Annotated in this window: 14 protein-coding genes and 2 pseudogenes; 5 read left to right on the plus strand and 11 right to left on the minus strand. The window is 57.4% G+C overall.

Annotation, left to right across the window (positions count from 1 at the left end):
• Both Tam1G_RS10905 and Tam1G_RS11980 read right to left on the minus strand, forming a co-directional pair.
• A pseudogene (locus Tam1G_RS10905) lies at positions 1–582 on the minus strand (peptidoglycan bridge formation protein FemAB); the annotation flags it as partial.
• Between the two features lie 226 nt (positions 583–808).
• Positions 809–973, minus strand: coding sequence for a hypothetical protein (locus Tam1G_RS11980; protein WP_242689618.1), 165 nt, complete (start codon positions 971–973; stop codon positions 809–811).
• On the opposite strand from Tam1G_RS11980, the gene Tam1G_RS11985 reads away from it, so the two are divergent.
• Together Tam1G_RS11985 and Tam1G_RS10915 are read left to right on the plus strand one after the other, a co-directional pair.
• Positions 972–1,265, plus strand: coding sequence for a flavodoxin (locus Tam1G_RS11985; RefSeq protein ID WP_242689617.1), 294 nt, complete (start codon positions 972–974; stop codon positions 1,263–1,265). The two genes, Tam1G_RS11980 and Tam1G_RS11985, sit on opposite strands and share 2 nt — an antisense overlap.
• Positions 1,266–1,316: 51 nt before the next feature.
• Positions 1,317–2,228, plus strand: coding sequence for an FAD:protein FMN transferase (locus Tam1G_RS10915; RefSeq protein WP_133125012.1), 912 nt, complete (start codon positions 1,317–1,319; stop codon positions 2,226–2,228).
• Here the strand turns inward: Tam1G_RS10915 and Tam1G_RS10920 are convergent.
• Both Tam1G_RS10920 and Tam1G_RS10925 read right to left on the minus strand, forming a co-directional pair.
• Entirely contained in the window at positions 2,223–3,011 is a 789-nt protein-coding gene (locus tag Tam1G_RS10920) for an SDR family NAD(P)-dependent oxidoreductase (RefSeq protein ID WP_101626542.1), read from the minus strand. The two genes, Tam1G_RS10915 and Tam1G_RS10920, sit on opposite strands and share 6 nt — an antisense overlap.
• 82 nt (positions 3,012–3,093) lie before the next feature.
• On the minus strand, positions 3,094–4,404 hold the full coding sequence (locus tag Tam1G_RS10925) for an NADH:flavin oxidoreductase/NADH oxidase family protein (RefSeq protein WP_101626543.1): 1,311 nt from the start codon (positions 4,402–4,404) through the stop codon (positions 3,094–3,096).
• 99 nt (positions 4,405–4,503) lie between these two features.
• Here Tam1G_RS10925 and Tam1G_RS10930 point away from each other — a divergent pair, with 99 nt between their 5' ends.
• Positions 4,504–5,076: a TetR/AcrR family transcriptional regulator gene (locus Tam1G_RS10930; RefSeq protein ID WP_165781998.1), complete on the plus strand. Its 573-nt coding sequence runs from the start codon at positions 4,504–4,506 to the stop codon at positions 5,074–5,076.
• 2 nt (positions 5,077–5,078) lie between these two features.
• On the opposite strand, the gene Tam1G_RS10935 is transcribed toward Tam1G_RS10930, so the two are convergent.
• The 4 genes from Tam1G_RS10935 to lepA form a co-directional block, all read right to left on the minus strand.
• Positions 5,079–6,482, minus strand: coding sequence for a DHA2 family efflux MFS transporter permease subunit (locus tag Tam1G_RS10935; RefSeq protein ID WP_101626545.1), 1,404 nt, complete (start codon positions 6,480–6,482; stop codon positions 5,079–5,081).
• Between the two features lie 18 nt (positions 6,483–6,500).
• The gene (locus Tam1G_RS10940; RefSeq protein ID WP_242689616.1) at positions 6,501–6,953 is read right to left on the minus strand and encodes a MarR family winged helix-turn-helix transcriptional regulator; all 453 of its coding nucleotides are present in this window, start codon (positions 6,951–6,953) and stop codon (positions 6,501–6,503) included.
• A gap of 99 nt (positions 6,954–7,052) precedes the next feature.
• Positions 7,053–8,291 carry a radical SAM family heme chaperone HemW gene (gene hemW, locus Tam1G_RS10945; RefSeq protein ID WP_101626546.1) on the minus strand — a complete coding sequence of 413 codons (1,239 nt, stop codon included), beginning with the start codon at positions 8,289–8,291 and terminating at the stop codon, positions 7,053–7,055.
• Complete coding sequence (gene lepA, locus Tam1G_RS10950) at positions 8,291–10,171, minus strand: translation elongation factor 4 (protein ID WP_033890963.1); 1,881 nt, start codon at positions 10,169–10,171, stop codon at positions 8,291–8,293. Before lepA ends, hemW begins: the two co-directional genes overlap by 1 nt.
• A gap of 146 nt (positions 10,172–10,317) precedes the next feature.
• Between lepA and rpsT the strand changes: the two genes are divergently transcribed.
• On the plus strand, positions 10,318–10,578 hold the full coding sequence (gene rpsT / locus Tam1G_RS10955) for a 30S ribosomal protein S20 (RefSeq protein ID WP_033890964.1): 261 nt from the start codon (positions 10,318–10,320) through the stop codon (positions 10,576–10,578).
• 97 nt (positions 10,579–10,675) lie between these two features.
• Here rpsT and Tam1G_RS10960 read toward each other — a convergent pair whose 3' ends face one another.
• The 3 genes from Tam1G_RS10960 to Tam1G_RS10970 form a co-directional block, all read right to left on the minus strand.
• The gene (locus Tam1G_RS10960; protein ID WP_101626547.1) at positions 10,676–11,452 is read right to left on the minus strand and encodes a trimeric intracellular cation channel family protein; all 777 of its coding nucleotides are present in this window, start codon (positions 11,450–11,452) and stop codon (positions 10,676–10,678) included.
• A 111-nt stretch (positions 11,453–11,563) separates the two neighbouring features.
• Positions 11,564–12,691, minus strand: a complete 1,128-nt coding sequence (locus tag Tam1G_RS10965; protein ID WP_101626548.1) for a branched-chain amino acid aminotransferase — start codon at positions 12,689–12,691, stop codon at positions 11,564–11,566.
• A gap of 223 nt (positions 12,692–12,914) precedes the next feature.
• Positions 12,915–13,538: a 50S ribosomal protein L25/general stress protein Ctc gene (locus tag Tam1G_RS10970; protein WP_033890967.1), complete on the minus strand. Its 624-nt coding sequence runs from the start codon at positions 13,536–13,538 to the stop codon at positions 12,915–12,917.
• A gap of 391 nt (positions 13,539–13,929) precedes the next feature.
• On the opposite strand from Tam1G_RS10970, the pseudogene Tam1G_RS10975 reads away from it, so the two are divergent.
• A pseudogene (locus tag Tam1G_RS10975) lies at positions 13,930–14,303 on the plus strand (integrase catalytic domain-containing protein); the annotation flags it as partial.

The following is a 14,303-nucleotide window of genomic DNA, read 5'->3' on the forward strand; positions in this document are numbered from 1 at the left end:
GCACCCGTCCCGCTCGCCGGTCTCGAGCATCACGTCGTAGTATTCGGAGAAATCGGACATGGCGGGCCCGGTCTCGTCGGCCACGGATGCGGGGCATTCGCGCAGCGCCTTGCGCACGTCGCGCCGGCCGCGGCGCTTCATGCGCGACAGGATGGCCTCGTCGCCGCCGGTGACGTCGATGACCACCGTCCAGTCGTAGGGGACCGTGGACAGCACGGGGAGGGCGCCGGCCGACGACCAGGTGTCGAGGCGCAGGAACACGATCCCCGGATCCTCATGGCGCACGAAGGAGGCCAACGACCCGACCACGGAGCGTTCCAGGGCCGGGTTCGGCAGCACCGTCCACACCGGGCCGTGCATGGACCGCAGATACCGATAGCCATGTGTCCGATACTCAATCAACGACAACATCGCAACCGGAGCATCACCATCCAACACAGCCAGTACGCCCCAAGGTCTGCGACCGTCAATGGTCTGTTGATAATCCGTCCAAACCTTGGTTTGTTCAATAGGCATTGCGACATCGCAAGCGGAAGCTTCCTCCACGAACGCTTCAAATGATATTTTCTCAACCGTAAGCATTCCGACAACCTTTCTTACCCAATGCAGCTCAAATTAGAGGGGGGGGGACGAAAAATCGGGGTAATTACCGTACCTATTGCAGCGCGCGCCACCACTCCGCCGCGGCAATGGCGGCGATGGCATCGCCGTTGCCATTGATGGTGGGCGAACTGGTGATGATGAGTACGTTTGATGAGGTCATGACTGGATTCCTTACGATTGAAAACGAGAGCAGGTGCCGTTCGCGTCAAACACGATTGCTGAGTCGTACGCGTATCGGCAACAGCGCAAGCAGTATCACGGCGAACAGGCAGGCTGCACCTGCAGCTGCTCGGATGGAGAACACGGTGATGGCTACGCCGCCTACTGCCGTGCCCACGGCGATGCCGACGTTGCCGAATGCAATCAACATGCCGTTGGCGAACCATGTCGAGAATATGAACCAATACGACACCATTCTGCTGGGTTACCCCATCTGGTGGGGCACGGCACCGATGTTCATCGCTACGTTCCTCGAATCCTACGATCTTGACGGCAAGACCATCTATCCGTTCTGCACTAGCTCATACACGCCAATCGAGGACAGCTACGACTTGCTGCGCGAGGCTGCACCGAACGCGACCATCGGCGATGGCCTGACCGCGAACTCCGACGACGCCACCAACCAATGGCTGAACAAGCTCACCAGCGAAACCGCCCGGTAACGCCAAAGGTTGCAAATCAGGGCAGGCATCAGGCAACGAGTCAGGAAGTACGTGTCTACAGCCATGCAACAATCAAGCACCCTGGACCCAATTCCGCGCGAGCATCTCGCATCCATCACCATCGACGATGCGAAGAGGCTGGCTCGTTGCCGATTCTTCACCTTCGATACGTCGGCTCATATCGACGTGCGAATCAGCGGCAATGCGCCGTCACCAATCATCGCGATTTTGCAATCACTCATCGACCAGTGCCGCTCATTCGAACGTTTGTTCTCACGCACATTGCCCCACTCTGATGTGTCTCGCATCAATCAGGCTCATGGCGAGTGGACGGGCATTGATGCACAAACCGCCGAACTCATCGAAACCGCAATGCATTACTGCGCGGAGAGCGAGGGACTGTTCGATATCGACATCGGGCCACTGGTACAACTCTGGGATTGGCGCAATCAGATGGTTCCTTCTCGAGAGGCGGTGGCAAACGCTCTCTCCCATGTTGACTTTCGGACTATTGAGATTGAGCATGACCCAGTTACCGGTGAGTACCGATGCAGGCTATCCGACCCTCAAGCCACCATTGATCTGGACGGCATAGCCAAAGGCTGGATTGCCAACCGGCTTGCGGCAATCCTGCTGAAGGCGGGTTTCTCGAATTTTCTCATTGATCTGGGCGGCAATACGATCATGCATGGCACTCCATCTCCACATCATGGATGGAGAACCGCCACTCTCGACCCCCAGTCACCGGCCGCAGCCACCATGACGCTGGAATACCAGCCGGCGAGCGCAACCGACTCGGGTCCGGCCACCGAATCGTTTGCAAGTTCGCGCATCGACGAACCCCGCGCGAACTTACAAACAAATTGCATGCCAAAATCGTTTGTATGTTCGCGCGGCACTCGTGAGGACGCGAACATACAGTCGGTTCCGGCGTCTCTTGTTGTCCCATCCGCGACGCTATAGGCCCCGACCATTCGCACCGCCCGAATTCAGACGAGTAAAACGCGCCATAAGCGTTGAGGGAACAAGCTTGGCCAGCAAACGGTACGCCTTATAGAACGTCATCGGCGTGTATTCGCCGCAACCGCGCTCCGCGAGACTCAACGACCGTTTGACAGTCCCGGCAAGGTCCAGATACGGCAGCATGCCGATTTTGCCGCCGCCTGAACCGCGCACGTTCATTTCGGTGTCCATGTTGCCGGGACTGAGCAGCATGATGTTCACGCCGCGGGGGTGCTCCTCCTCGCGAATCGCGAACACGAGCGAGCGCACGTATGCCTTGCTGGCCCCATAGACCGCCTGCCACGGCATCGGCGCGAATGCGGACACCGAGCCGGTGACGATCTCGAAACTTCCCCGGCTCATGTATGGCAGAAATACACGGTTGACCATCGTCACCCCTTTGACGTTGAGATCAATCATCGCGAGCATGTCTGCCGGTCTCATGTCGCGCAGCAGGCCCTCGCGCTCGTAACCGGCGTTGTTGACGAGCACGCGTATCACCGGCTTGGCGTCGGCCAGCAGTTTGCCGAGTCTGCCATAGCTGGAGGAATCGGCAAGATCGAGCGGTACGACGCGCAGGGCCGTGTGCGTCGATGGGGCAAGTTCCGACGCGAGCACTTCGAGGCGTTCGTGCCTGCGCGCGATCAGCCAGATCTCATCGAGCCGTTGATATCGGTCGGCGATATGTCGCGCGAATTCGCGGCCGAGACCGGATGATGCGCCGGTGATGATGGCGATGTCCATTACGATGTCCTTTCCATATTCCCGCTTGTACTGTTTCGATGCATTCGATGACTTCTTCCGGTCAGCCTTTGCCGCTCTCGAATCACTGCCGGCCTTTGCGGCGGCGCGGGGTGAGCGCCGCGGGACCATGCTGTTTGAGCGAGAACAGTAACGCACGCATGCCGCCGATGCGTGGATTCGGGTGTTTGCCACGCGCAATGCGGTGAATTTGCAGCTCAAACCAGCTGATAACGAGAATGCCGCCGAATGCCTTATCGAGATGCTTGATACCGGTGGTAACCCGTGGCAAATCGACGCTTCCACGCCACCCATCGCGGATAATGCGGTTTGGCAGGTCGGGCACAAGCGCTAATGGGCGCGCGATGCCGATCATCTGCGTGATGCCCTCGTCAAGCGCACGTTCCATATCATCGGCATTGCGGAATCCGCCGGTCAACGCAATCGGTACACTCAGTTCGCCTTTGATGCGGCGCGCAAAATCAGTGAAGTAGACACCACGTCTGCGATCTTCGGCCGCACCGTCATTGGTCTGGATAACCGGCTTGGAGTACGTGCCACCGGAAATGTCGATGAGATCAACGCCGCGGGCTTCGAGTTGCTTCATCACCCAGACGGATTCTTCTTCACTGAACCCTCCTGGCGCACCGTCCCGTTCATTGACCTTGATGGCGATGGGCACATCGGATGAATTGAGCTTCACCGCAATCGGGAATTTCGGACCGACCGTCTTACGCACCGCATCGAACACGTCGAACAGGAAGCGCGCACGATTTTCAAGACTGCCGCCATATTCATCGGTACGGCGATTGTCAAGCGGCGAGAGGAACTGGTTGATGAGGTAGCCGTGCGCCGCATGGATTTCCACGCCAGTAAAACCGGCTTTCTTGGCGATACGGGCAGTATTGGCGAACCGACGGATGATGTCGTGAATCTGTTCGCGCGTCAGTTCGGTAGGTTCAGCGAAGAACTTACCGTACTCACCAGCGACCTTTCCCGCACTCGGCGCAACTGGATGCGGATTAATGGTAATCGGCGACTGGCGGCCAGGGTGATTGATTTGCATCCAGCAGTGCGCGCCGTTTTCAGTGCCGGCCGCGGCCCAACGTCGCAGCATGGCGAGGTCGCGCTCGTCTTCGACGACAACATTGCCAGGCTCGCCAAGCTGCATATGGTCGACCATCACATTGCCGGTGACGAGCACACCGGCACCGCCTTGCGCCCACGTGCGATACAGGCGTACATGAGCTTCGGTCGGCGCGCAGTCGCGGCCGGCGAGCGCCTCATTCATTGCGGACTTGTAGAACCGGTTCTTGATTGTCACTCCGCAGGGCAGAGTCAGCGGCTCGGCGGTAAGCGTTGTCGGCGCCGACGTTGCAATCGTGCTGTCTGTCATGATATTCAACTTTCCATGCGTCCATATTTTTACAGTTGTCTAAATTAACATAAACTTGGACAAATGCAAAATTCTGGACGATAGGATATGCTGACGGTCATGAAGAAAGACCTCAACGCCAAACTCACACGCGGCACACAGCGCACGCTCGACGCGTTCTTTGATGCGATGATGACGCTACTTGCCGAAAAGTCATTCGCCGACATCAGCGTCAACGAACTATGCGAGCGCGCCGGTTATCCACGTGCCACGTTCTACAACTATTTCGAAGATCGCGACGACCTGCTCACCTACTGCTGGATTGCCTTGTCCAGGCAGACGGACTCCGCCGACCTCGCTGCCGTCGATTCCTCTCGTCGCGTGGACGTGGCATTGGATTCAATGGCCGACCTGCTGGAATCGAATACCGCTCTACTGCACACGGTTCTGGCGAATAATCCTCCCGAAGGCCCTCTGTTCACCAGCCTGCACCGATTCATTGAGAGCAACGCCCGGCGGCTCATGCTCACTTGTGTCGATCGCGACCGATTCGATTTGCCGGCCGACCTGATTGCCGACCATTACGCGAACACGGTGATGCTCGTGCTCGACTGGGCGTATCTTCGCGGCCACACGCTCACCCGCGCACAACTGCACGATTATGCACATACGTTGCTACGCGGCGTGGAGTAGCTCTACTTGTCACTGCGCAGAAAAACAAGCGGGATGATGATCAGCGGAACCGCGCAGGTACACATGGCCAGGAATGTCAGGTTCAGGCCACGCATGTTCGCCGCGGCCAAATCCAGGCCGCCAGCGTGCGCGGAAGCCGCCAGCGCGGTCATCATACCGACGAACACGGCCTGGCCGATTGCACCGGCAATCGTACGCAGCGCTGTAAGCAGCGCGTTCGCATCGGCGAGACGACCCTCGCCCGCCGAACTGGTGCCCCAGGTTACAAGCGGCATCATTAGGCAACCGATCGCCAACGAACGCGCCACGTTGATCGTAGCAGCCACCCAGATTGATGCCGAGAGAGGCAACAGCCCCATGCACAAGTTGCTGGCGGTCAGGCAAATGCCGCCAATCAAAAACAGTCGCTTCACGCCAAACCGGTCGTAGAGTCTGCCGGCCATCGGACTGATGATCGCCATCGCAAGCGAGCCTGGCAGACTCACCAACCCGGCCATCGACGCCGAGCCGCCCTTGATGGTCTGCACATAGAGCGGCAGCATCACCGACGAGCCCATCATCGCGAAGTACAGCAGCATACTGCCGATCACACTCAGCGCGAAGCCACGGTTACGCAAAATGCGCACGTCGAGGAATGGGCGCTCGCGGTGCAGCTGCAGCACCACGAACCAAACAGATGCGGCTACGCCCAAGACCAGCGGCAGCAGCACCGTCGTGCTGACGAACGGCATGGAACCGATGTTGCCGATACCGAGCGTCACGCCACCGAATGCCGCGATGCTCACCGCAAACGACAATACATCGAAGGATCGCTTGGATGTGTTGAGCACATTGCCGAATACGAAGCATGCGGCAAGCAGCGACACCACCATAACCGCGATTACCAGGTAGAAAATCGATCGCCACCCGAATGCATCGACCATCAAACCGGACAATGTAGGCGCAATCACCGGTGTAACGCCGACTGTAAGTCCATACCAGCCCATAACCGTGCCACGATTGTCCGGATAAATGGTCATGAGCACAACCTGCGCCATCGACATCAGCAGCCCATTGCCGCACGCCTGCACTACGCGGCCAATCATGATGACGGCGAATGGCACCGGAGCCACGCAGATCAGCGAGCCCACGATGAACAACGCCGCACCGGCAAGATACAACGGCTTTGTGGGGAATCGAGTGATGAGGAACGCAGTCAGCGGCATGACTATGCCCATGGCGAGCGAGTATCCACTGGTGAGCCATTGGCCGAGTTGCATGGTGATGCCCAAATCGACCACGATGGGTGGCAAAACCGTGGTAAGCGCCGTGGCCATGATGGTGGTGGCGATGCATGAGAGCATGATGTTGGCGAAGATAAGCGCACGGCGACGGTTGCTTAATGAAGATTGTTCAAGGTGAGACATGGTATTGCTTTGTTGTTATTAGCGATTCTGATCGAGCTCTTGGTAATGACGTTTGATTGCCGACAGGATTTCCCCGAATTGCATACGCTGGTTTTCGTCAAGCGCGGCAAGCAGCTCGACGGACGCATCACTACCGGACGAACGCCGGCGCAGCGCTTCGGCCTTGCCCTCCTCGGTGAGCGCGACCATATAGGTGCGGCCATCTTCGGGATGCGGTGTACGCGCAATCCAGCCGCGTGTCTCCATTTTGCCGAGCAGTTCGCTCAATGAAGCCGAGCGAACGTCTAGGATCGCCGCAAGCCTGCGTTGGCTGACTGGACCGAGACCGCTCAAAGTGAGCAGACAACGCGACTGCCCGCTACCGTGCGCGAGTGCGTCGTTGTTGCGCACCTCCCGCTGATGGCTGACGCGTGCCACATCATGAAACAGCTCCACCAGTTCCCGGTCGCTCAAAGGCATGGTTCGCATCATCTCCCCATAAGTCAACATTTTGCTAGGTACCTTGCAAATAATACAAGGTACCTAGCAAAATGCAAGTTATTCGTCTTGCGCGATGGATTTTACGAGGATTTACACGCCAGCGAGCTCAAAGAATCGTTCGATAACGGCGTCGTTGAGGAGGCGTCCTCGACGCGTGGGAATAATACGGGTGTGATGCTCGACGTCCGACTCAATGGCAATGAGGCCTTCCTCAGCCACCGGCTGAAGCTGAGCCACATCGATGGGCTTGAGCCCTTCTGCCCCAGCGCCGCTCGCGGCCGTCCGATTCTCCGCTGCGGCGATGGCATGATTGATGCGGTCCAAATCGAGGCCTTCACGAATGCGTAAGCCCAGCATGATGAGCTCTTCGAGGTTTTCGGTCGGAGTGATTTCCTCACTGCCACCCCATGGGATGCGACTCTCGTTGATGGCGGTGCCCCACAGGCGCGGATGTGCGATATCCCATGCACGCAGGGCATCGGTTGACGGCCGGGCGTTGTAATGACTGTGCGCGCCCGGGCCGAGACCTGCCCAGTCCACATTGCGCCAGTAGCCGAGATTGTGCTGGCTTTCGTATCCGGGCTTTGCCCAGTTAGAGACCTCGTACCATGTGAAGCCTGCAGCGTCGAGCAGATCGTCGGCAATCTCGTATTTGACGGCCTCATCGTCATCGTTCGGCTTAGGCAAAGTGCCTGCAGCAATCTGCCTACCCATTTTGGTAGTTGGTTCCACGGTCAGGGCGTATGCGGATATGTGATTGACTCCAAGATCGATGGCGACCTGTACTGAAGTGCGCCAATCGTCAAGGCTCTCCCCCGGCGCACCGTAAATCAAGTCAACGCTGGAGCGAAGCCCGGCTTTATCGGCAGCTTCGACTCCGGCAGCTACATTGGCCGGCGTGTGCGTGCGATCAAGGGTTTTGAGCACATGCGGTACAGCGGATTGCATACCGAAGGAGATGCGGGTGAAGCCGCCTTCGGCAAGACGGTTGATGTAATACTCGTTGACCGTATCCGGATTGGCTTCGGTAGTGATTTCAGCATCGGGTTGGATTCCCCAGATTCTGTGAATCGCGCTCAACATCACGACCAAATCGTCGGCGGACAGAATGGTCGGCGTACCACCACCAAAGAACACAGTGGAAGCCGGTGGCTCTTCGATGCCGCGGTGGAGCTGCCATTGCTTAGTCAGTTCCATCTCGCGAATGACCATGTTGGCATAATTGCCGCGCGAGGCACCCGCTCCAAGATCGACTGCGGTGTATGTGTTGAAATCGCAATAACCGCAACGTCTCAGGCAGAATGGAACGTGAATGTAGACCTCGAACATCAGCCTTCCGTCTTTTGGGCGGCGCGAATCTTATCTTTGGTGTCGCGGTCGTTGGATTCCTCACCGGTGGAGAGTGCTGCGATGAATGCCTCCTGCGGCACCTCCACATGGCCAAGCATCTTCATACGCTTCTTACCGGCCTTCTGCTTTTCCAGCAGCTTGCGCTTACGGGTGATATCACCGCCGTAGCACTTGGCGAGCACATCCTTACGCAATGCACGAATATTCTCACGGGCGATAATGCGCGAACCAATGGCTGCCTGAATCGGAATCTCGAACTGCTGGCGCGGAATCAGGCCACGCAGTTTCTTGGTCATCATCACACCATAGCTGTACGCCTTATCACGATGCACGATGGCACTGAACGCATCCACCTTCTCGCCTTGGATGAGAATATCCACCTTGACCAGATCGGCGGTCTGTTCGCCGTCCTCGTGATAATCGAGCGACGCATAGCCCTTGGTGCGGGACTTCAGCTGATCGAAGAAGTCGAACACGATTTCCGCGAGCGGAATGCGGTAGTGCATCTCCACACGGTCGGTGGAAATATATTCCATCGTGCCCATAATGCCACGGTGATCCTGGCACAGGTCCATCACAGCACCGATAAATTCCTTCGGCGTGATGATGTCGGCAGCCACCATAGGCTCCACAATCTTCTTAATCTTGCCGTCCGGGAATTCACTCGGATTGGTCACATGATGCTCACTGCCATCTTCAGCGGTCACGTCATAGGTGACGTTCGGAGCGGTCTGAATCAAATCCAAACCAAACTCGCGGGACAGTCGTTCGTTGACGATTTCCATGTGCAGCAGACCAAGGAATCCGCAGCGGAAACCGAAGCCCAAAGCCACGGAGGTTTCCGGAGTGTAGATGAGCGCGGCATCATTGAGCTTGAGCTTGTCGAGCGCGTCACGCAATTCCGGGAATTGCGCGTTGTCGATCGGGAACAGGCCAGCGTACACCATAGGCTTGGGGTCTCGGTAGCCAGGCAACGGTTCGGTTGCCGGACGAACCGCGGAAGTCAATGTGTCACCCACCTTGGACTGGCTCACATCCTTAGCGCCGGTGATGATGTAGCCGACTTCGCCGGCACCAAGTGCCTTGGTGCGCATCATGTCCGGGCTGATGACACCGATCTCAATCGGATCGTGGGTCATGCCGATACCCATCATGTGCACCTTTTCACGGTCGCGCAGCTCTCCGTCTTCCATACGAATATAGGTCACGATGCCACGGTAAGAGTCATAAACGGAATCGAAGATCAGTGCACGGGCAGGAGCTTCCGGGTCACCGTGCGGTGCTGGCACTTCCAACACGATACGGTCAAGCAGCTCAGCCACGCCTTCGCCGGTCTTGCCGGAAACACGCAGCACATCGCTCGGATCGCAGCCAATCAAGCCGGCGATTTCCTCGGCGTGCTTGTCCGGTTCGGCGGACGGCAAGTCGATCTTGTTGAGCACCGGAATAATAGTCAAATCATGATCGATGGCCATATACAGGTTGGAAAGCGTCTGCGCCTCAATACCCTGCGTGGCATCAACCAGCAGTACCGCGCCCTCACATGCAGCCAACGCGCGGGAAACCTCGTAGGTGAAATCCACATGGCCAGGGGTATCAATCATGCCAAGCGTGTATTCGGTACCATCGAACGTCCACGGCACGCGTACAGCCTGAGACTTGATAGTGATGCCACGCTCCTGCTCGATATCCATACGATCAAGGAAACGGTCACGCATCTCGCGCTCGGGCACGATACCGCTCAACTGCAGAATGCGATCGGCCACGGTGGACTTACCGTGATCGATATGCGCGATAATGCAGAAGTTACGAATCAGTGACTGATCAGTGGAACCCGGCTGATTGTGTTGGACGACCAACGCATTCCTCCTCTTGGCATATACTCAAACTTCACTTAGTGTAGCCGAGGGACTGTATTCGGCGTGGCACCGCGCGGGTTTTTCCGGGGTGCATGCTATCCTCTTACTTTTGTATGTCCTTGTAAAACACATCGTTTGGAGTAAACGTGGCAAACATTAAGTCGCAGAAGAAGCGCGTGCTCACCAATGAGAAGCGTCACCTTCGCAACGTGGCTGTGAAGTCCGGCCTGAAGACCGCTATCCGCGCCACTCGCGAAGCCATCGCCGCCGGTGACAAGGCTGCCGCCGAGGCCGCCTACAAGGTCGCTGCCCAGAAGCTCGACAAGGCTGCTGGTGCTGGCGTGATCCACAAGAACCAGGCCGCTAACCGCAAGTCCGGCCTCGCTGTGGCTATCAACGCTCTGTGAGCATAAGCCGATAAGGTTTTAGCAAAACCCTGCAGTCCATTTGGATTGCAGGGTTTTTGTTTTGCTTACTCGCACTGCTCACTATTGGAGTACAGCACTATTGAGCATCCGAATCTTCAGCAGATCCGTTCTCAACAAACTCATCATCAACACTCGAGGATGAGCGAGGCGTAATATCCGGACGCTGAAGGTACCGCTTCTCCCCCGGCAGATATACATGAGTACGAGGCACAGCACCAGGCATCGTCACATTGAACGCTACCGAAAGCACACGAATCAGTACCACCACCACGACAATCAGAACATCCAATACCATTTCCGAGCGCATATCGAAGAAACCATGCTCTGATCCACGCCACGCCAGCACAGTCAATATGCAGCCGACAAATGAAGGAATGGCGTATAGGTGCCTGTCGCGAATAATCATTGGCACGTCACCGAGAAAGATATCGCGAATCAAACCGCCAGCAAGCGCGGTGAACATGCCAAGGAATATGGCGGTCATTCCGGAAGTGCCAAAGGCCAAGGCTTTAGCGGTGCCATTAACGGCGAACAGACCAAGGCCCAAAGCATCAACGACAATCATCGTCCATTTCAATTGTCTGATTTCAGGATGAGCCACTACCGCAATCGCCCCAGAAAACAACGTGGTGAGCACGAATCCTTTATCGGTGATGCCCACCGGCGGCAGGTCTCCCAACATCACATCGCGGAACAGACCCCCGCCAAGTGCAGTAAGCCAACCGCACAGCATGATGGAGAAAATATCATAGCCTTTTTGAATCGCAGCCAAGCCGCCTGAAAGGCCCCAACACAGAATGGCGAGATATTCGATGCCCAAGAACACCGCATTGCTCTCCAACGCCACCTGCATGAATACTATTCCTCCTCAGTGCATGACCGCTTATGAGCTTACACAAAAATGATGCCCTATGGCATCACCATAGGGCATCATCACAAGCCATTAATTAGACATGCTGTCTAATCAGCACACCTTCCACATCCAGTTGTGCGGATCTTCGATTTCGCCAAGCTGGATGCCGAGGAGTTCGTTGCGCAGGGCAACGGTCAGTTCGCCGGAGTTGCCATCGGCAACAGTCACGTCGAACTTCTCGGACTTGAAGCGACCGATTGGGGTGATGATGGCGGCGGTACCGCAAGCGAACACCTCGGTGACTTCGCCGGACTTGATGTCCTCAAGCAGCTGCTCAAGCGGAATCATAGTCTCAACCACGTCACGGCCCTTGTCCTGCAGCAGCTGAATCAGGGAGCGACGGGTGACACCCGGCAGAATGTTGCCAGTCAGGGACGGGGTCTCAACGTGGCCATCCTTGTGGACAACCATCATGTTCATGCCGCCGAGCTCCTCAAGGTAGGTCTTGGTGGCAGCATCCACGAAGCAGACCTGCTGGCAGCCGTTGGCAATACCGGTGTATTCACCGAGCAGGGATGCAGCGTAGTTGCCGCCGCACTTGGCGAAACCAGTGCCGCCAGGGCCAGTGCGGAACCACTTGTCTTCAACCCAGATGCTCACCGGCTTCACGCCGCCCGGGAAGTACGGGCCGGAAGGAGAAGCAATCACGCAGTAGTCGACTTCCTGAGGTGCGCGCACACCAAGGAACGGCTCGGAAGCGAACATGAACGGACGCATGTACAGCGTGTACTCGCGACGGGACGGAACCCATGCGGCATCACGCTTGACCAGTGCAGCCACGGAGCCGAGGAAGTCATCAATCGGCAGCTCAGGCAGGTACAGACGCTTGGCGGAGTTCTGGAAGCGCTCGGCGTTGGCATCCGGGCGGAACAGCCAAGTGGAGCCGTCAGCGTGACGATATGCCTTCAGACCTTCGAAGCACTCCTGTGCGTAGTGCAGTACGGAAGCACCCGGATCCATCTTCAGCGGAGCGTACGGCTCAACGCGGCGATCGGACCAACCTTCGCCCTTGGTCCAGGTCATGTGGGTCATGTTATCGGAGAACACCTGGCCGAAAGCCGGCTTGTCGATGAGGGATTGACGCTTCTCATCGGATGCGGGGTTGTCGTTCGGCAGTACGGTGAACGGTTCGGTGAGCTTATCAAGCGCTGCCGGATCGTGGTGCGTGTTTTCAGTCATTAGTCGTTACTTCTTCTTGACTTGGCGGTTTGAACCGCCGTGATAGTGGTTGGTTATGCGCTTGTGGCGCAAGCTCTGTGGATACTTTCGCACACACACGCATAACGAGTGTAAGAGTTTTCACATGGTGAAAATGAAGAACCCGCATTCTAGATTTCTCTAGACGCGGGTTCGACGATTTTTAGGAGTTCGCCTGTACGCTATCGCGTTTCAGACGTACGACTCACTTAGCGTCGGCAGCCGGAGCAGCGTCAGCGTCGGCAGCCGGAGCAGCAGCTTCCGGAGCAGCGGTGGACTCGGTAGCGTCTTCCGGAACCTCAACGGTGACCACGGACTCTTCCGGATCCTCAACGTCGAGCTCAACACCCTCAGGCAGCACGACGTCCTTAGCGAACACCTTGGTGCCGTCGGTCAGGCCCTCAACGCTCACAACGATCTTCTCAGGCAGGTTGGCAACGTCAGCGCGAACCTTGAGCTCCTGAATGTCGACGAATGCCACGGCAGCGCCCTTCGGCGTGCCTTCAACGAAGACCGGCACCTCAACGTCGATCTTCTCGCCGGCCTTGACCTCGAGGAAGTCGATGTGCTCGATGATGCGCTTGACCGGGTTCTTCTGCACGTCCTTGACGACGGCCATCTTGGTCTCGCCGCCGAAAGCGATGCTGAACAGAGCGTTGGTGTGACGCAGAGCCAGGGTGGTCTCACGCATCGGCAGGGTCACGAAAGCCGGATCTTCACCGCCAGCGTAGATGGTTGCCGGAATCTTCTTGGCAACGCGCAGACGGCGAGCAACGCCCTTGCCGAACTCAGTACGGGTTTCACCCTCGAGCTTGATGGTGGTAGCCATAATGGATACTCCTTGTTTTTTGGTGTTACTTATCGTTTTGTCTGTTTGACGCCACGACGCGCCGCAGACCAGCACCCAAGGAGGTGAAATCTCACGCCGAGTCGATAACGGAAGATACGGACTCTTACGAGACTGTGTCTTCCCTCGCCAAAGCAACACGCTTTGGCTCGGTACCAGGTCGCGCGATAAATCACGCTCCCCTCGCCTACGGACAGTCCACTGAACTGTCCGCTTCACGGCTCGGCCTGCCAAAGCAACAGCAATTAAGTATACACAGGGTTACGACTTTCGACATCATCCCGACGTGCCTCACGTTTTTTGAGCGCGTAGGGTGTGGTGGTGCCTCATCGGGAATGAGCGCGAACGGTATCGGTCCTGTTTGGCTTGTCTTATGGAAGACAGGATCAGCATGGCGACGAAGCGGCAGGTCACCCTGAGATTCAGGGATGAATACATGAAGGCGTCGAAGAAGGACAAGGGACGCATCCTCGATGAGATGTGCTCCGTGCTGGGAATCGGCAGGAGCACCGCGAGACGCAGACTCACGGAAGCCGGGCGCGGCAGGCCGTCGATGTCGCCCGCGGAGCGGCCGAAGCGGTATTCGGAGCAGTCGCGCGAGCTGCTGGTCCAGGTGTGGCTGATGATGGATGCGCCGTGCGCGAAGTACCTCAAGGCGATGCTGCCCCTGTGGATGCCCATGCTGCGCGCGCACGGCGAGCTCGCCGACTGGGACGGTTTCGCGTTCCGCGAGCTGGAGCGGATGAG

It is taken from the genome of Bifidobacterium imperatoris, from assembly GCF_002860405.1.
GTDB classification, from domain to species: domain Bacteria; phylum Actinomycetota; class Actinomycetes; order Actinomycetales; family Bifidobacteriaceae; genus Bifidobacterium; species Bifidobacterium imperatoris.